Below are 18443 nucleotides of genomic sequence, written 5' to 3'. Positions count from 1 at the left end.
TTTTTTCTGATAGAAAAGAAATCTTTCTAACTTTTGATGACGGTCCTATTCCAGAAGTAACGGAATTTGTACTTGACCAATTGCAACAATTCAATGCAAAAGCTACTTTTTTTTGCATCGGTGATAACATACGTAAACACCCTGCTATTTTCGATAGAATTATTGCAGAAGGACATTCGGTAGGAAACCACACTTTTAATCATTTAAACGGCTGGAAAAATAGTAATACCACTTATTTTGAGAATATAAATAAGTGTGAAAGCTTGTTAGCTCATCAAACAGCAAAACTGTTTCGTCCTCCTTATGGAAAAATAAAAAGAACTCAAGCAAAAAAATTGATTGCGAAAGATTACAAAATTATTATGTGGGATGTACTTTCTGCTGATTTTGACAAAACTATTTCAAAAGAAAAATGCTTACAAAATGTACTTAAAAATACACAAAACGGAAGTATTGTCGTTTTTCACGACAGTATAAAAGCTAGTGAAAAGCTATACTATGCACTACCAAAAATGCTTCAAGAATTTTCGGAAAGAGGTTACGAATTTAAGGCGATAAAATCAAGTGCCTCAGAGTAAGTATAAGAGGAATTTAAGTGAATAAGCTTCACTATTTTCGAGACAAACCTCGGAAAATTAAACCTTTGGCTATCGTCCTGCGATTAAACGTATTGTTGCACCAAACCAATTAAGGTATTGGCATCTTGCTCACCTGTTTGACGCCACTTCATTTCCCCATTTTTGTAAATCATAAATGTAGGATTTCCTTTTACACGTAAAGCTTCAGCAAGAATTTCATTCTTTTTAATATCTATTTTGATAACTTTCGCTTTATCTCCCAAAGCAGCAGCAACATCACGAAGTGTGTCTAAACTAGGCTCTAACTCACTCCAATCTGCATAAAAATCAATTAACACAGGCTTGTTAATACTTATAATTTCACCAAACTTTGTCATCTTTTGCATAAGTTTAATCAGTAAAGAGCCTAAAATTACTAATTTTTTGTTAGGTAAATATTATTTTATTCTTAAAAAATACTGAAAATCAGGCTTTTTTTAACTCAATTACAGTAATTTCTGGCCAAATCCCTACTCTTCCAGGAAAAGCGTGGTATCCAAACCCTCTGTTTACGTTAATATATCTACCAAATTCTTCGTACAATCCTGCCCATTGCTTATACACATATTTAGAGGGACTCCATTTGAACCAACCTGGAATTTCAATTCCAAATTGTAACCCGTGTGTATGTCCGCTAAGCGTTAATTGATAGTTGTGTTCATCTGTCTTTACCATATGTTCCCAATGGCTGGGATCGTGGGTTAGCAAAATCTTAAAATCTTCTTGCTTTACTCCTTCAGAGGCTTTTGCTAAATCTCCCTTTTTACTAAAACGACCTTTCCCCCAATTTTCTACACCTATCAATGCTATTTTTTGTCCGTCTTTTTCAATATAACGGTTTTCATTTAACAATAAATCAAACCCAATCTTTGGATGAATATCTTTGATTGCTTCAAAATTAGCTTTTTTATCTCTTGGACTTGTCCAGTCTGAATAATCACCATAATCGTGGTTTCCTAAAACAGAAAACATCCCTTTAGGAGCCTTTAATTGAGAAAAAACAGACACCCAATCATCCATTTCATGAGCAAAATTATTTACCATATCACCTGTAAATAAAATCATATCTGATTGTTGCTCATTGATTAAATCTACTCCGTATTGAATTTTCTCATGATTGTCAAAACTTCCCGAGTGAATATCGGTAATGTGAGATATGGTAAAGCCATCAAAAGCTTCGGGTAAATCTTTAAAACTTAATTGATATTTTAATACTTTATAATTGTATTTTCCTTTAACCATACCATACAGCATGCTTGCAAAAGGAAGTGCAGCCAACCCTAAGGCTATCTTAGACACAAAAGCTCTTCTTCCTGCCAAATCTTTGGTTTCCTCTTTAGAGAAAAATGAAAATCCTTTTTGAGCCAACCTCACAACATCTTCACCAAACATTAACAACAACACCACTAATTTTGGTACCAAAACAAGTAAAAACATCCCTACTGCCCATTGAAACTTAATTGTTTGTCCAGAACCTCTATCTGACGTAAGAATTACATAGAAAAAATTCGCATACACCAACAAACTTACCAACAACCAACTGTACTGTACAATTTTACTTTTAGTTAGTGTTTTTATTGCCTGAAACGCATACGTTTCAAGCAGAATAATAATTGCTGATACTATAATAAGAGTTACTACCCAACGAGACATTTACTTCATTTTTAAGGATAAACAAAGATACAGCGAATCTTAAAATAGGTTTTTAACATCTTGTTAAAGTTTTGTAGCTTTACCTTCAAAATTCTCACGAATAAACAATATTGCCTTTTCACCGTAAGCGAATAGGTATCAATAATTTAATTCAACGGACTCAATATATAACATGGCAGATCAAAAACGACTTTTTTTACTCGATGCATATGCACTAATCTTTAGAGGGTATTACGCTTTTATTAAAAATCCGAGAATCAACTCTAAAGGTTTAGATACTTCTGCTATTATGGGGTTTACAAACTCTTTAATGGATGTAATTAAACGAGAAAAACCTGATTATTTAGCTGTATGTTTCGATAAAGGAGGCAGTACTGATCGTGTTGAAGCATTTGAACATTACAAAGCTAATCGACAAGAAACACCAGAAGCTATTCGTTTAGCGGTTCCGTATATTGAAAAAATATTAGAGGCAATGAATATTCCTGCTATTGTAAAAGAGGGATATGAAGCTGATGATATTATTGGAACTCTTGCCAAAAAAGCCGAAAAAGTAGGTCTGCAAACCTATATGGTAACTCCCGATAAGGATTTTGCTCAATTAGTGTCTGATAACATTTTTATGTACCGTCCGCCACGTATGGGGAATGGTTATGAAAAATGGGGTATTGAAGAAGTAAAAGCTAAGTTTGAAGTTGAAGATCCATTACAAGTAATTGACTTTTTAGGTATGATGGGGGATTCTGTTGATAATATCCCTGGACTACCTGGTGTAGGTGAAAAAACAGCTAAAAAATTCATTGCTGCTTATGGTTCTATGGAAGGATTGCTTGCCAACACCCATGAATTAAAGGGTAAAATGAAAGAAAAGATTGAAGCCAATGCGGAACTTGGTATACTTTCAAAGCAACTAGCAACTATCATGTTAGATGTTCCTGTTGAATTAGAACTAGATAAACTAATTTTTGAACAACCAAACATTGAAGCTACCAAAGAAATTTTCACCGATTTAGAGTTTCGTCGTTTAACTGAAAACTTCCTAAAAACATTTGCTTCTCCTGAAGAGATTCAAGAAAGTGCTTCTTCTGTTGAAAAACTAAAAGCCACCAAAGCTAGTACTTCGGGTCAATTCGATTTGTTTGCTGCTCCGGGTAGCGGAAATACTTCCGAAGAAAATACTATCAACGGATTTAGAACCATTGAAAACACCAATCATTTTTACCAATTAGCCAACACACCTCTTTCAAGAAAACTTTTATTAGAAAAGTTATTGCAACAAAACTCTGTGTGTTTTGATACCGAAACAACAGGTTTAAAAGCACTAGAAGTTGAATTAATTGGAATTGCTTTTTCTTGGGAAGCTAACAAAGGATACTATGTTGCTTTTCCAGAAGACCAAGAAGAAACCACAACTATTTTAGAAGAGTTTCGTCCATTTTTTGAAGCGGAAACTATTGAAAAAATAGGTCATAATTTAAAATACGATATCAAAGTATTGTCAAATTATAACATGCCTGTAAAAGGTAAACTATTTGACACCATGATTGCGCATTACCTTATCAATCCAGATATGCGCCATAACATGGATGTACTTGCTGAAACCTATTTAAACTACCAACCCGTTTCAATAACTGAATTGATTGGTAAAAAAGGTAAAAATCAACTTTCTATGCGCGAAGTTGAATTGTCAAAACAAACTGAATATGCTGTAGAAGATGCCGATGTAACGTATCAATTAAAAGAGCATTTTTCTAAGGAATTAGAAAGCGGAAACGTAACCAAACTGTTCAACGACGTTGAAACCCCGTTAGTTTCTGTATTATCAGCCATGGAAATTGAAGGTATTAACTTAGATACTGACTTTTTAAAGTCTTTATCTGTTGAGCTTACCAAAGATATCCTACAATTAGAACAAGATATCTACCAGCAAGCTGGAGAAGAATTTAACATTGCTTCTCCAAAGCAATTAGGTCCTATCCTATTTGACAAATTAAAGTTGGTTGACAAACCTAAAAAAACAAAAACAGGGCAATATTCTACTGCGGAAGATGTACTTTCTTATTTAGCAAAAGATCATCAAATTGTAGCTGATATTTTAGAATATCGTCAATATAAAAAACTTCAAAGCACTTATGTTGATGCGCTTCCTAATGAAATTAATCCGAAAACAGGAAGAGTACATACGGTGTATGCGCAAGCAGTAGCTGCTACTGGACGTTTAAGTTCAAACAACCCGAACTTACAAAACATTCCTATTCGTACAAAACGCGGACAAGAAGTACGTAAGGCTTTCATTCCAAGAAATGAAGATTATGTGTTATTAGCTGCAGATTACAGTCAAATTGAATTACGAATCATCGCTGCTTTAAGCGAGGAAGAAACCATGATTAAAGCTTTTCAGCATGGAGAAGATATTCACGCATCTACTGCTGCTAAAGTATTTAATGTTCCTATCGAAGAGGTAACTCGTGAGCAACGTAGCAATGCTAAAACGGTAAACTTCGGAATTATTTATGGGGTTTCTGCCTTCGGATTAAGCAACCAAACCGATTTAACTCGTTCGGAAGCCAAAGAATTAATTGACACCTATTATGCTACCTACCCTAAACTAAGACGTTACATTGCTGAACAAGTAGATTATGCTCGTGAACACGGATATGTAGAAACTGTTTTAAAGCGTCGTCGTTACTTGAAAGACATCAATTCTCGTAATGCAATTGTTCGTGGTGCAGCTGAAAGAAACGCAGTAAACGCACCTATTCAGGGTTCTGCTGCTGATATCATTAAACTTGCCATGATTAACATTTATAAGCGATTTGAGCAAGAAAATTTCAAGTCGAAAATGTTACTACAAGTCCATGATGAATTGGTTTTTGATGCCCATAAAGATGAGTTAGACATCATTAAACCTATCATTAAACAAGAAATGGAAAATGCATTTAAAATGGGCGTTCCGTTAGATGTAGAAATTGATACAGGAGCAAATTGGTTAGAGGCACATTAATATGTGCTTCTAAGCTTTTTTAAACGTGTCTTTTTGAAGAATTAAATCTCTAGAGTGAGATTTCTCAGTCGTAGACTCCTTCGAAATGACATTTACTTAATTACAAACGTTTCGTTTTGTACCCAGTTAGCTCTTAATTTAAACTCTGTTCCGTAATAAATAATTTGCTCTGGTTGTTTACGCTCTAAGAAATTACCCGTATCCCATACACGGTTATTATTTTCATCAATAATAGCTCTTACGCTGTATTCTTTAGGCTCTAACAAGGCAAACTCTATTTTTTTAGATTCTGAAAGATACACTGTTTCTTTCACCTCATCTTTTACCAATAATTGAATAATTACTGGATGTAGTGTTTCTTTTTTAACATCCAACACTATGCTTCCGTAATCATCTACTGCACGAGTTGTAAACTTGTAATTTAACGTGTCGTTGGTAGTTTCGTAAACATCCGTAATTCCTTGTGGTAATCCTTTAAAAATGTAGCCAAACTTAGGTTTCTTCTCAAATAAAACAGCTAATTTGTTAATCGATTGCTTTTTTAACTCAAAAGCTACCTCAACAGTATCTTTATCTATTAAAGAAAACTTGGATTTATCAATAGAGACAATCGGGTTATTCGTTTGAATAAACATCGTATCTTTTAAATGTAAAACACCCCCCACGTTTGATGACACTGATAAAGAATCAATCTGTTTTTTTCTTAAAAATACGGTAACCGTATCTTTAAAATTTAGGTTGTTTACAATAAAGTTTAACGAGTCTCTTTCAATCGGAGTATGCCAATAGTTTAATGTGTCCTTGTCTTTTTCTAACTGTGTAAATGATTTGAAATTTTGCGGAACTTCCGACAGTATTTCAATATTTATATCATCTTGCTTCCCTTCAAACCCAAACTGAATTTTTCCTTTAGTTACTTCTTTTCCTCTTTTAAATTCATACGGTTGAATTTCTTTAAAAAAACGAATCGGGTTACTTATAATACTATCAGCTGGCAATGTAATCGTATCTGCTACAAAACCTATTTTGTCATTTCTACTACTAAAAATATAGTCGTTTGCTTGCTCTTTTAAAGCTAACATTAAATATTTTCCTTCTCGTAAATTACTAAACTCAAAGTTTGTAGAATCTAACGTACTCGTTACGTAGTTAGGTTTTTGTTTGTATATAATTGAGTCGTTATAAACGCTATCTAACTTATACAATAACACACTTACTTCTTTTACTTCCTTTTTATCAAAAGCATCAGCGACAGAGCCCTTTATTGTTAACGAATCGATATAATTCCCTGTAGAAAACACGTACTTGAAACTCTCTAATTTATTGTTTTCATTGTTGTCTTGAACCGCATTTCCGAAGTTAAATGTATAGGTTGTATTCGGTTGTAGTGTATCTAATATTTTTATATTGATATACTTACTTGGAGCTCCTTGAGGTGTAATTAGTGGTGGGTTTTTCATTGGAGGTGAAACCACTAATTGTTTTTGTAAATCTTTTAAAACAATATACTCATCGAAATAAATACGAATATTATCTTCTTTAAAATGAATGGTTTCGTATGGTGGATTTGCAGTAACCATAATAGGTGCTGTTTCATCTTTTGGGCCTCCTTCTGGTCTTCCTTTACGTGCACAACTAACGATGATAAAAGCAAAAAGTGTTATTAAAATAAGATGTTTATTTTTCACAAATTGATGGTTTTAAATCCAATTTCAAAAGTAGTAAATTAAGATGGAAAGTTACTATGCTTTTTGCGTGTACGCCATAGTAGCAACACTAATGGTTATGTTTTTGGTTTTTAACAATTCGTTTGCACAAGCTTCTATCGTTGCCCCTGTTGTAATCACATCATCAATTAGTAAAACATGTTTGTTTTCAAAAATTGTGGTGTTTGCTAATTTGAATTTGGTGTTACTATCAGAAAAACGTTCAAATCGCTGTTTTAATGTTTGCGTTTTAGTTGTTGAAGACCTAATAAGTACCTTTGGTTTATATTCAACATCGAGCATCTTACTTAATGTTTCTCCAAATAACGTTACTTGATTATAACCTCTTTTTCTTTCTTTTTGGGGATGCAATGGAACAGGAACAATATAATCTATGTCCTCAAAAACACTCATATCTACTAAGTTACTTCCAAACCACTCACCAATAAAAACTCCTATTTCTGGTTGATTTTTATATTTTAATTGATGAATGAGTTTTTGAGTAATTCCATCTTTTTGATAATACAAAAACGAACGTACTTTTTCTACAGGAATTCTACCATAAAAAGTTGACATTAATGTAACATTTATATGCTCATTATCGTCTATAATTGGAAGATCATTTTTGCAAAATGTACACAGAAATTTTTCATTTTGAAGTAATGTTGTTTCACAATTTATACATAAATTGGGGTAGAATACATAAAATATATCTTTTAAAAATTGCATCTTTACAAGCCTTTTTTAACAGAAAGATACAAAAAGTAACAGAAAACGATATTTTGAGCACTAAATTTAACTTTTTTAAAGAAGCAGTAAAAAACTATAAAACATCAGGAACAATTATTCCTAGTTCAAGGTATTTGGCTAATAAAATGCTAAATGAAATTGATTTTACTACGGCGGAAGTAATTGTAGAACTAGGCCCTGGTAATGGAGCAATTACACATCATATTCTCAATAAAATCGAACCGAATTCTGTACTGATTTGTTTTGAAATTAATGATGTTTTTTACCAAGAGTTACAAAAAATAAAACATCCACAGTTAATTGTTCTAAAAGCATCTGCTGAAAAAATTAAACCGGAACTTGAAAAGTTAGGCTACACTAAAGCAGATTATATTATTTCTAGCTTACCTTTAACTATTATTCCTAAAGAAATTTCACATGCTATTTTAGTAAAAAACTATAATTTTCTTGCTACTAACGGAGCTTTCATTCAGTACCAATACAGCTTAACTTATTACAAAAAATTAAAAGATGTTTTTGGTAATAATATTGACTTAAGTTTTGAGCCTTTAAACTTTCCGCCTGCATTTATTTACAAATGTGTTAAAAAATAAATAGTATATTAGCGCAAAACACAATTATACATCATACCCCCTAAAATGATGATCCCTTCAATAATAAAAAACAATGGCTTTACAGCCTTCTTGATTCTATTAGTGTTTATTATAGGTGTTCTTTCCTATCAAAATGCTAAAGATTATTCCGAATTAAAAGCTGTTTTCGAATTAGACAAAGATGAGTTAGAACAAGAACTCACCACTATCATTAAAGACTATAGGCAAGCTAGTTTTAAGAAAAATGAATATTCTTTAAAATTAAAAGACGAGCTAGAAAAGGTTGTTCAACTAAGAGATTCTGTTAAAAACTTAAAAGAAGCTGATTATCGATTTATACGATACTACAGAAAAAGAACAAAAATCCTTATCGAAGAAAACCATAAACTTTTTGAAAAAATAAATTACCTAAGCAGTATAAACGATGAGTTACTTTCAAAAAACGATAGTGTTAAACAGGCACTACTCTTTAAAGAACATCAAAACACAAAATTATCTAGTATAAACAACCAGCTAAGTAAAGAACGTCAAGTTTTAAAAGAAAAAGTTGCCATTGCAGAAGTTATTGAAATATCAACAATTAAAGCAGAAGCGCTTAAAAAAAAGAGAAACGGAAAATATACTTCTACAACGAGATCAGAAAAGGTAAATGCTTTTAAAATAGAGTTCGATTTATTAGAAAATAAAGTAGCTGCACCAGGTCCTAAAGAAGTACACATTCAAATTACTGATAACAACAACAATGTTGTGGCGCCTATAAAAGATGATTGTACTCATAATAAAAAAAAGATACCATGTAGTGATGTTTTAATCGCCGATTATAACAACAGACAATTGTCTATGGTTTCAGTCGTAAATATTAATAATAAAATAACTGCAGGTGTTTATCACATTAGTACCTTTGTAAATGGTATTAACGTCGGCAAAAATTCATTAGATTTAAAATAAACCTCCTTAATAGATAGAAAAGACATAATATAAATTCAATTCCCCTAAAATCATGAATCATCAAAAAAAGAAGAATGTACTAATTATCGTACTCCTACTTCTAACAGTTTTCCTAATTTTTTATGCTCAGCAAAAATCAAACGAAAACAAAACACTCAACAACATTTTCTTAGAAGAAAAAGCCGATTTACAGCAAGATCTTGACGAAATGATTAAAGATTACACCGATGTTGTTGTTGGCAAAAAACGTTTAGCTGATAGATTAGAGATAGAGCTAACAAAAATGAAGAATTTAAGAGATTCTATTAAAGATTTAAAGTCTGATAATTTCAATTTAATCAGAAAATATCGAAGAAGAATTGCTACTCTAGAGCGTGAAAACAAAAAGTTATTCATTCAAATAGATTCTTTAAACAGTGTTAACGAAGCCTTAACGCAAGAAAATGTTATTGCTAACGAAATTTTACAACAAAAAGACAGTGTAAACGAAAATTTAGTAGAAAAAAACAAAGAGTTAGAAGCTAAAGTAGCTATTGGAGGTATTATTAAAACAAGTCCTGTTAAGGCAATTGCAATGAAAGAGCGTAGTAGCGGAAAACTTACTACAACCTCTAGATCTAACAGAACTGATGCATTTCGAATAAATTTTGATTTATTAGAAAACCCTATCACTTCTTCTGGTGAAAAAAGAGTATACATTCAAATTACTGATGAAAACAAAAATGTAATTGCCCCTAAAGGAAAGTTTAGTTTAAAAACTGGCGCTCAAGTTCAATATACCGATTCGCTTGAAGTAAATTACGACAACAACCGCTTAAGCTTAGTTTCTTTAGTATTGGTTAATCGTGACGACATTAAAAGAGGCACATACGTTATAAGTGCATTTATTGACGGGGTGTATTCTGGAAACACCAAAATTAAGCTTAAATAAAACAATAGTTACCCACAATATTTCAACCAAAGTGAAGAGTTTACTAAATTCTTCACTTTTTTCTTTTTCAATACCCTAAGTTCAAATCCTTATTCTATTTTTGCAATATGGCAAAACAAGAAGATCAATTTAAAAAAGTTTTATCGCACGCTAAAGAATACGGTTATGTATTCCAATCATCTGAAATTTATGACGGATTAAGTGCGGTGTATGATTATGCTCAAAACGGAGTAGAATTAAAGAAAAATATTCGCGATTATTGGTGGAAAGCAATGGTGCAAATGCACGAAAATATTGTAGGTATTGATGCGTCAATATTAATGCACCCAACTACTTGGAAAGCTTCTGGGCACGTTGATGCTTTTAACGATCCATTAATCGACAATAAAGATTCTAAAAAACGATATAGAGCTGATGTTTTAGTAGAAGATTACTGTGCTAAAATTGAAGCCAAAATTGATAAAGAAGTAGCTAAGGCTGCAAAACGTTTTGGCGATGCTTTTAATAAGGAAGAGTTTATTTCAACGAACGGAAGAGTTTTAGGGTATCAAGAAAAAATTAATACTATTTTAAGCAGGTTAGCGAAATCCTTAGAAAATGAAGATTTAGCGGATGTTAAAGCCTTAATTGAAGAATTAGAAATTGCAGATCCGTTAACTGGTTCTAAAAACTGGACAGAAGTAAAGCAATTCAACTTAATGTTTGGTACTCAATTAGGTGCTTCAGCCGATAGTGCTATGCAAGTATATTTACGTCCTGAAACTGCACAAGGAATTTTTGTAAACTTCCTAAACGTGCAAAAAACAGGTCGTATGAAAATTCCTTTCGGAATTGCACAAACAGGTAAAGCTTTCCGTAACGAAATCGTTGCACGTCAGTTTATCTTTAGAATGCGTGAATTTGAGCAAATGGAAATGCAATTTTTTGTAAAACCAGGAACTCAAAAAGAATGGTATGAAAAATGGAAAGAAACCCGTTTAAAATGGCACTTATCATTAGGAATGGGAGGTGATAATTATCGTTTTCATGACCATGAAAAATTAGCTCACTATGCCGATGCTGCTGCTGACATTGAGTTTAAATTCCCATTTGGATTTAAAGAATTAGAAGGAATTCACTCTCGTACCGATTTCGATTTAAAGGCACACGAAGAATTCTCTGGGAAAAAATTACAATATTTCGATCCAGAAGAGAACAAAAACTATGTGCCATACGTAGTAGAAACTTCTATCGGTTTAGACAGAATGTTCTTAGCTGTTTTCGCTAACTCTTTACAAGAAGAAGAATTAGAAAACGGTACCACTAGAACAGTATTAAAATTACCTGCTGTTTTAGCTCCAACAAAAGCAGCTATTTTACCGTTAGTTAAAAAAGATGGGTTGCCAGAAATAGCTCGTAAAATTGTAGATGATTTAAAATGGGATTTCAATGTTTCTTACGATGATAAAGATGCTGTAGGTAGAAGATATCGTCGTCAAGATGCTGCAGGAACTCCTTTTTGTATTACTGTAGATCATGATACTTTAGAAGACAATACCGTTACCATTCGTCACAGAGATACCATGGAACAAAAACGTGTTAAAATAGAAGAATTAAGCAACATTATTAATCAAGAGGTAAATGTACGTTCTTGGTTACAAAAAATGGAAGCATAGTCTTTTAAAACCATAAAACAAGCAAAAATCCTAAGCCTAACCGTTTAGGATTTTTATTTTTGTATTAGAAAACTATTTCAAAAGAACAGATGAAGACATTACTTAAAATATTATTTGTAATTTTTTTACTATGGATGATTGTAGGAGCTTATCTTTTAAACACTGACCATCCCAAAGGTCAAGTTGTAATGGGCTTAGGCGTTTTATACATGTCTTTTGTATTAATGCCTATATTTATATACCATAGGTACAAAGATGGTAAGTATAAAAAATACATTATCAATTCTGATAAGAACAAAAAAAAAGCTGAGGACTAATCCTCAGCTTTTTTGTTTTCTAAATTCTGTTTGTTTATTGTAAGAAAGGCGAATAGTTTGTAGGATAATCTACTGCTTTTGCTAAACCATCTTTAGCAACTTCAAAATTAGAACCATATGCTTCATCAATCGCTAATAACATTTGGTTAGCCATTAACGCATATCCTCTAGCTGTTAAATGAATTCCATCTAAACTCACTAAACCTCCAGTTGCTAAACTCGTATTTAAGTTGTAGTCTCCAAACTCTAAACCTGTAGTAGAAGCTTTTTCTAAAAGAGCTTTTAAGTCAACAAAAGCCAATCCTTTAGCTTCCGCCATTGCTTTTATTGTTGTATTATATCCATCTGTAGCTGTTTTAATTTCTGCTTGTTCTTCTGGAGTTAACACCCATTTATCAGACAGTGGTAATGTTATTCCTTCTGCTGAAAACTGACCTGCTAACGAAGCTGGCAATAACCCACCACTTTGAGCTATCAAATCTGCTGCTGCTGCTGTATTAACTGTTCCTATGATTCCACTACTAGGCAATACCAACAAATCATTTTCTGTTGCTGATCTTGCTTTTCCATATTGCTTACCTAATAATTGAGCTACTAATGGTGCTGCTGCCTCTGGTAATCCTAGAGATTGAACAAAAGGAACAAAACTAGGACTTGCCTGTAAACCACCAATAATATACTGTTCTAAATCAGTAGCGTTTTCATCTTCTATAACTACAGGACTAGCCGCTGTTTTAGAAAACACAATTGATCTTTCTGGTTCACCTGCCGCTGCGTATACCTGATTAATTGCTCCATAAACATTATTAAGTAAATCTATCTGAGCTGAAAACTCTTCATTTGAAGGATCTAATGGAGCGTAAGGTACAGTTGTAAAATGTGGTAATGTTGTAATATAAGGTAAATTTGCCACTACCCCCTTAGCATCTGAAGTTGGTGCTAAAGTGTTAATAATAGCTCCAAATACTTGTTCAAAAACTGCTTGTGGAGTGATTTCTCCAGCAGCACCTCCTGCAACAGCATAATCTAACACGTCATTTCCTCCCATTTCAGATAAAGTAAAAAAAGTTGGTTGTTTTGATGCTATTTCAGCTAATAAGGTAGATTGAGTTGGACTCATTCTAACAAAATAAGGATTAGCCGTAGCCGGTTCTACCTGTAATCCGGCAGGATTACCATAACCTGGAGCTAAAAAATGAAAGGAAAGCTTTTCACTCCTGGAATTCCATAGTTACTAAAACTTGCTGCATTTGTTGCTGGATAACCTGCTATGGTTGTTGGCGTTTTATCAAGCCCTGTTGGTAACCCTGTTGAAGTATCAAAATAATATCTTGGGTCTAAAACAACCTCTCCTGTTACTGGATGAATCATTCCCCCAATATTATCTTCCATTAAAGGTTGATTAAAATCTCCACCTCCTACCATAGCAAATTTACTTGCTAAAATATTTGGAAAAGAATTTTGTTGTCCAATCTTGAACAAAGCTCCATCAGTATACCCTGCTGTAAAAGAACCTCCTACTGCTATATAACTTGAAAAGTCTACACTTCCTGCACTTAAAGCTATGTTGTTTTCTGCTTCAGCTTCTTCTTTAATTTCTGGTAAGGTATTATCTACATCACAGGCAGCAAAACCTAAAAATAACGCAGATAAAAAAGTATATTTTATTGTGTTTTTCATTGTTTCTTTTTTTAGTTGTTGATAGTCCATGAAATGTAGTATTGAGAACCAACAGCTCCTACTCCTGGAGCACTTAAGTATTCTTTTCCTGTTAAGTTAGAACCTCCTACTTTAAAGATTGACTTAATTGATGGAATAGAGTAGTTAACTTGAGCATCAAGAACTGTTCTGTCTTCAATTGTTCCTTCTAAGAAAGATGACTCCCAATAGAATTCATCTTGCCAACGTAAGTTAACATTGAATCCGAAATTTTCAAATAAACTTGTGTGTCCGAATTGTAACTTAACTTTATGCTCTGGTGTATTGAACCCTGCTTCAAAATCTGGATCAGATGCTTGGTCAAAATCAAGTTTAGACCATGTATAGTTTAATCCAAGATCAAATCCGTTAAGAACTTTTGTGCTTAAGCCTAATCCTAAACCATACGAGCTAATATCTGCAGTAGAGTTTGTTCTAAAACCTACACCTGCATAATCTCCATTTTGTAAAGCCAATAAAGCTAATTCTCCTTGTGTTACATTTGGAATACCACTTGGCTCTGTGCTTCCTACTTTTCCATAAAAAGGAACTGCAATGTTTTTAACAGAAATAAAATCTCTATAATCGTTATAGTAAGCACTTAAATCAATTCCTAATTTATTTTCTCCTGTTGAGATTGCTCCACGGTAACCTACTTCAAAAGAAGTTACTTTTTCAGGTTTTACTAAATCAAAATCTGACTTTTCATACGTTTGTTCTTCAATTGATTTTGCTGAAAAAGCATTTTCATAAGCATCTCTACCTGTATATGTTGTTGTAGATGAACCTAAAAGTAATGCTCCTGTTGGACTTAAATCTATCGGTGCAGAGGTAAATCTATCTAAGTTATCTTCAGCAGTACCTATTAAAGTTCCTCCTCCTGTATCTAAACCAATATATTGATCTTGTGTAGTTGGATTACGGAAACCTGTTTGAAAAGATGCTCTGAAGTTGTGGTTTTTCATTTCACCTGCCGCATATGCTAACGATAAACGAGGTGAAACATTTCCATCAAAATTCATTGCTTTATCATAACGTGCAGATGCTGTTAACTTTAAGCGGTCATCCATCATTTTCTTTTGAATTTGTGTATACACACCAAACTCATCATAATCAATTGGCCCGTTATCATCAGTATAAATTGTTCCGAATGAATTTAAACTATATTGTCTGTATGAACCACCTACTTGTACTTCTGCCCAGTCGATATAATCACGTAAATTTAAGTTACCATCTACATGATACAATTGTGTATTATCTTTAAATTTAGATCCTGTTTTTAAGTCTGGATCGCTAGTAACTTTATCAAAAGCTGCTTTAAACTCAGGTGTTCCTGGTAAATAACGCCCTGTATCAGCTACTTCTCTTGCTGCTTGATGCATTTGTTTTTCAGATAATCCTTGTGGATTCCCAGCTAACATAATACCTGCATAGGTTTGAATATAATCTCCGAACCAATCTTTATCAGATTTCCATTGTCTGTTTAAGTTGATCGCTGTAAAACGTGTATCGTAAGAATCTCCTGCGTCTTCACCTGTATAATACCCTCTTACAAAGAAGTTTTTACCTCTAACCTCTAATTTATGTTGTTCCATAAAGAAGTTAGCAATGTTGTACCTGTTTTGTCCTTGATAAATCGTATTTCCTCTACCGAATTTAGAATTCCAAATAATCTCAACACGGTCATTTCCTAAAGGACGGAAGTGTAATGCTCCTCCAAACTTCATACTCCTTGCTTCATTACTCATTAAATCAACTTCGTTGTATCCTGTTCTTGTAACTCTTACATCTGGAATAATTCCTAAACCTGAAGCTGTTCTTATGTTTGTTCCTACTTCATCTCCGTAAACGTTTACCCCATCATAATCAATCGCAGAATCCGCATCTCCTTCTCTTCTAAAACCTGCTTTGTACGTACCACCGACTCCTGAAGTGTTTCTATAATCTGTTGCATGCCATTCTTCTCCTTTTAAGTAAGAAATCGTTGCTTTAGCTGCGAAATAGTCGTTAAATGTATGAGCCATACGCATACTAACATCGTAAAACTTATTATCTCCTGCTGCCTCTTGACTAGTTAAACCACTTTTTGCTACAGCGCTAATTCCTTGCTCGTTAAAAGGGTTTTTACTACGCATTAACATAATACCGTTAAATGCATTTGCCCCATATAATGCTGATGCTGCTCCTGGCAAAATCTCTACACTTTTCACATCTAATTCAGACAATCCTAATAAATTTCCTAATGAAAAGTTTAATGCAGGAGAAGAGTTATCCATACCATCTACTAACTGAACAAAACGCTCATTTGCAAATGCAGCAAAACCACGAGTATTAACAGACTTAAATGTTAAACTACTTGTATTAATATCAACTCCTTTTAAGTTTTCTAAACCGTCATAAAACGAAGGAGCAGAAGTGTTTTTAATTTCTCTAATATCAAAACGTTCAATTGTTACAGGTGATTCCATAACACGTTCTGGAGTTCTAGAAGCTGAGATAACTACTTCATCTAACGAAGTAGCATTTTCGGTTAAGCTAACCTCAACAACTTGGTTGTTTTTAGTTATCTCAACTGTTTTTGTTTGATACCCTAAAGAAGAGATTTCAATTGTAAACGGTGGGGTATCTGTTACCGTCATTGTAAACTTTCCGTCAAAATCAGTAGATGTACCTACTGCTTTTCTTGAAACCTTAATGTTTGCTCCCGGAATAGGCTCTCCTAATGAGACGTCTTTTACCGTACCTGTAATGGTAGTTTGAGCAACCATTATTGCTGTGCCAAATAGCACAAATGCAACAAGTAATAGTTTTTTCATCATAATGTAAAATAATTTGTTAACTGCTTTGCAAAATACAATTTTTTTTCATTTACGAAATATACCCTGTTCTTTTTTATTATTTTATTAAATAATTAGATAATTTTTTTACTAAATCTGAATTTTAGATTTTATTCTTGAAATATTATTTATCCTCTTATACAAATTGTATTTTTGCCTAAATTTATTTGTAACCTTGGAAATTACACATTCTATTTTTGACTTCACTCCTACTCAAAAAACAATAGTTACCATTGGTACTTTTGACGGTGTGCACATTGGGCATCAAAAAATTATTGAAAAGCTAGTGCATGAAGCAAAATCTAGCGGAAAAAAATCGGTACTACTTACTTTTTTTCCACACCCTAGAATGGTGTTACAAAAAGACGTTTCTATCAAATTGATTAATACAATTGATGAACGTGCACAACATCTTGAAAAATTGGGATTAGATTATTTAATAATTCATCCGTTTAGTAAAGAGTTTTCAAGACTTACTGCTTTAGACTTTGTTCGAGATGTTCTAGTGAATCGACTAAACATTTCTAAATTAATCATTGGATACGATCATCACTTCGGAAAAAATAGAGAAGGAAACATTGAACAACTAACCGAATACTCTCATTTATACGATTTTACGGTAGAAGAAATTCCTGCTCAAGATATTGATGAAGTTTCTGTAAGCTCTACCAAAATTAGAAAAGCACTTGCTAACGGTCAGTTAAAAACCGCTAACAACTATTTAGGATATAACTTTTCTCTCACAGGAAAAGTTGTAAACGGCAAACAATTAGGTGGCAAAATAGGATTTCCGACTGCTAATATTGATATTTCTGAAGAGTATAAATTGATTCCTAAAACAGGAGTTTACGTTGTAAAATCAACTATAGAAAATGCTACTGTTTACGGAATGATGAATATTGGAAATCGTCCTACTGTTGATGGTGAATACCAAACCATTGAAGTCCACTTTTTTGATTTCAACCAAAACCTATATGATAAAGAGTTAACCATTGAACTGTTATACTTTTTAAGAGATGAACAAAAGTTCGATTCCGTTCCCGATTTAATATCACAACTTAAAAAAGACAAAGAAACTTCTTTAAACTACCTCAAAACAATTAGCCTCTAGCATTGCTTAAGTCTGTTGCTTCTTTTATCTTTGCTTTTCTTAAAAATTAAAAAGATGTTACAGGTTCAGTTTATTAGAGAAAACAAACAAACTGTTTTAGACGGATTAGCAAAACGTAATTTTGCTGATGCCGAAGCAATTATTGAAGAAGTATTAACTACTGATGAAACACGTAGAGCTACACAAGTTTCGTTAGACAATATATTGGCTGAATCTAACAAAATATCCAAGGAAATTGGTGGTCTTTTTAAATCTGGTAAAGTTGAAGAAGCGAATCAACTAAAAGCAAAAACAGGTGAATTAAAAGAAGAATCTAAACAATTAACCGAAGAGTTAAACGCTGCTGCTGATAAATTAAACGAGTTATTATATCAAATTCCTAACATTCCACATGCTTCTGTAAAAGCAGGAAAGAATGAAGAAGATAATGAAGAAATTTTTAAAGAAGGGATTATTCCAGATTTAGGAGAAAATGCATTACCTCACTGGGAGTTGGCAAAGAAATACGATATCATCGATTTTGATTTAGGTGCTAAAATTACAGGTGCTGGTTTTCCTGTATATAAAGGAAAAGGAGCTCGTTTACAACGTGCTTTAATCAACTATTTCTTAGATAAGAATAC

15 protein-coding genes and 1 pseudogene are annotated in these 18443 nt (G+C 33.0%); 9 read left to right on the top strand and 7 right to left on the bottom strand.

Features of this window, described 5'->3' with window-relative positions:
* On the top strand, positions 1–578 hold a 578-nt coding region (locus OU788_RS08820; protein WP_446751482.1), incomplete at its 5' end, for a polysaccharide deacetylase family protein.
* Positions 579–661: 83 nt separating this feature from the next.
* Here the strand turns inward: OU788_RS08820 and OU788_RS08815 are convergent.
* A complete protein-coding gene (locus OU788_RS08815) occupies positions 662–955 on the bottom strand; it encodes a thioredoxin family protein (protein ID WP_274634836.1) in 294 nt (97 codons plus the stop codon).
* Between the two features lie 88 nt (positions 956–1043).
* Entirely contained in the window at positions 1044–2270 is a 1227-nt protein-coding gene (locus OU788_RS08810; protein WP_274634835.1) for a metallophosphoesterase, read from the bottom strand.
* Positions 2271–2442: 172 nt separating this feature from the next.
* Here OU788_RS08810 and polA point away from each other — a divergent pair, with 172 nt between their 5' ends.
* Positions 2443–5274: a DNA polymerase I gene (gene polA / locus OU788_RS08805; protein ID WP_274634834.1), complete on the top strand. Its 2832-nt coding sequence runs from the start codon at positions 2443–2445 to the stop codon at positions 5272–5274.
* 92 nt (positions 5275–5366) lie between these two features.
* Here the strand turns inward: polA and OU788_RS08800 are convergent, their stop codons facing one another.
* Both OU788_RS08800 and OU788_RS08795 read right to left on the bottom strand, forming a co-directional pair.
* A complete protein-coding gene (locus OU788_RS08800; RefSeq protein ID WP_274634833.1) occupies positions 5367–6962 on the bottom strand; it encodes an Ig-like domain-containing protein in 1596 nt (531 codons plus the stop codon).
* A 54-nt stretch (positions 6963–7016) separates the two neighbouring features.
* Positions 7017–7556: a ComF family protein gene (locus OU788_RS08795; protein ID WP_274634832.1), complete on the bottom strand. Its 540-nt coding sequence runs from the start codon at positions 7554–7556 to the stop codon at positions 7017–7019.
* A gap of 56 nt (positions 7557–7612) precedes the next feature.
* Between OU788_RS08795 and OU788_RS08790 the strand changes: the two genes are divergently transcribed.
* The 5 genes from OU788_RS08790 to OU788_RS08770 all read left to right on the top strand — a co-directional run bounded on the left by OU788_RS08790 (position 7613) and on the right by OU788_RS08770 (position 12174).
* On the top strand, positions 7613–8323 hold the full coding sequence (locus tag OU788_RS08790) for a class I SAM-dependent methyltransferase (protein ID WP_274634831.1): 711 nt from the start codon (positions 7613–7615) through the stop codon (positions 8321–8323).
* A gap of 45 nt (positions 8324–8368) precedes the next feature.
* Complete coding sequence (locus tag OU788_RS08785; protein WP_274634830.1) at positions 8369–9271, top strand: hypothetical protein; 903 nt, start codon at positions 8369–8371, stop codon at positions 9269–9271.
* Between the two features lie 52 nt (positions 9272–9323).
* Complete coding sequence (locus tag OU788_RS08780) at positions 9324–10202, top strand: hypothetical protein (protein ID WP_274634829.1); 879 nt, start codon at positions 9324–9326, stop codon at positions 10200–10202.
* A gap of 107 nt (positions 10203–10309) precedes the next feature.
* A complete protein-coding gene (locus OU788_RS08775; protein ID WP_274634828.1) occupies positions 10310–11857 on the top strand; it encodes a glycine--tRNA ligase in 1548 nt (515 codons plus the stop codon).
* Positions 11858–11946: 89 nt separating this feature from the next.
* Positions 11947–12174, top strand: a complete 228-nt coding sequence (locus OU788_RS08770) for a hypothetical protein (RefSeq protein ID WP_274634827.1) — start codon at positions 11947–11949, stop codon at positions 12172–12174.
* A gap of 34 nt (positions 12175–12208) precedes the next feature.
* Here the strand turns inward: OU788_RS08770 and OU788_RS08765 are convergent, their stop codons facing one another.
* The 3 genes from OU788_RS08765 to OU788_RS08760 all read right to left on the bottom strand — a co-directional run bounded on the left by OU788_RS08765 (position 12209) and on the right by OU788_RS08760 (position 16691).
* Positions 12209–13294, bottom strand: a complete 1086-nt coding sequence (locus OU788_RS08765) for a hypothetical protein (RefSeq protein ID WP_342454927.1) — start codon at positions 13292–13294, stop codon at positions 12209–12211.
* Positions 13295–13362: 68 nt separating this feature from the next.
* Positions 13363–13854, bottom strand: coding sequence for a hypothetical protein (locus OU788_RS12940; protein WP_342454926.1), 492 nt, complete (start codon positions 13852–13854; stop codon positions 13363–13365).
* Positions 13855–13865: 11 nt separating this feature from the next.
* Positions 13866–16691 (bottom strand): TonB-dependent receptor, encoded by a 2826-nt coding sequence (locus OU788_RS08760; protein WP_274634826.1) that lies wholly within the window; start codon positions 16689–16691, stop codon positions 13866–13868.
* A gap of 193 nt (positions 16692–16884) precedes the next feature.
* Between OU788_RS08760 and OU788_RS08755 the strand changes: the two genes are divergently transcribed.
* A complete protein-coding gene (locus OU788_RS08755) occupies positions 16885–17820 on the top strand; it encodes a bifunctional riboflavin kinase/FAD synthetase (protein ID WP_274634825.1) in 936 nt (311 codons plus the stop codon).
* Between the two features lie 54 nt (positions 17821–17874).
* A pseudogene (locus OU788_RS08750) lies at positions 17875–18443 on the top strand (serine--tRNA ligase); the annotation flags it as partial.

It is taken from the genome of Tenacibaculum sp. L6 (assembly GCF_028823685.1).
Taxonomy (GTDB): Bacteria; Bacteroidota; Bacteroidia; order Flavobacteriales; family Flavobacteriaceae; genus Polaribacter.
Note: the sequence above shows the minus strand (reverse complement) of the source record. Positions and strands in the feature narration are given on the sequence as shown.

Bases quoted from the DNA above. Each gene is read 5' to 3' on its own strand.
- OU788_RS08810 (WP_274634835.1), bottom strand. From the start codon at position 2,270: ATGTCTCGTTGGGTAGTAACTCTTATTATAGTATCAGCAATTATTATT.
- OU788_RS08815 (WP_274634836.1), bottom strand. From the start codon at position 955: ATGACAAAGTTTGGTGAAATTATAAGTATTAACAAGCCTGTGTTAATT.
- OU788_RS08775 (WP_274634828.1), top strand. From the start codon at position 10,310: ATGGCAAAACAAGAAGATCAATTTAAAAAAGTTTTATCGCACGCTAAA.
- OU788_RS12940 (WP_342454926.1), bottom strand. From the start codon at position 13,854: ATGAAAAACACAATAAAATATACTTTTTTATCTGCGTTATTTTTAGGT.
- OU788_RS08760 (WP_274634826.1), bottom strand. From the start codon at position 16,691: ATGATGAAAAAACTATTACTTGTTGCATTTGTGCTATTTGGCACAGCA.
- polA (WP_274634834.1), top strand. From the start codon at position 2,443: ATGGCAGATCAAAAACGACTTTTTTTACTCGATGCATATGCACTAATC.
- OU788_RS08765 (WP_342454927.1), bottom strand. From the start codon at position 13,294: ATGAGTCCAACTCAATCTACCTTATTAGCTGAAATAGCATCAAAACAA.
- OU788_RS08790 (WP_274634831.1), top strand. From the start codon at position 7,613: ATGTACACAGAAATTTTTCATTTTGAAGTAATGTTGTTTCACAATTTA.
- OU788_RS08780 (WP_274634829.1), top strand. From the start codon at position 9,324: ATGAATCATCAAAAAAAGAAGAATGTACTAATTATCGTACTCCTACTT.
- OU788_RS08795 (WP_274634832.1), bottom strand. From the start codon at position 7,556: ATGTCAACTTTTTATGGTAGAATTCCTGTAGAAAAAGTACGTTCGTTT.
- OU788_RS08770 (WP_274634827.1), top strand. From the start codon at position 11,947: ATGAAGACATTACTTAAAATATTATTTGTAATTTTTTTACTATGGATG.
- OU788_RS08785 (WP_274634830.1), top strand. From the start codon at position 8,369: ATGATGATCCCTTCAATAATAAAAAACAATGGCTTTACAGCCTTCTTG.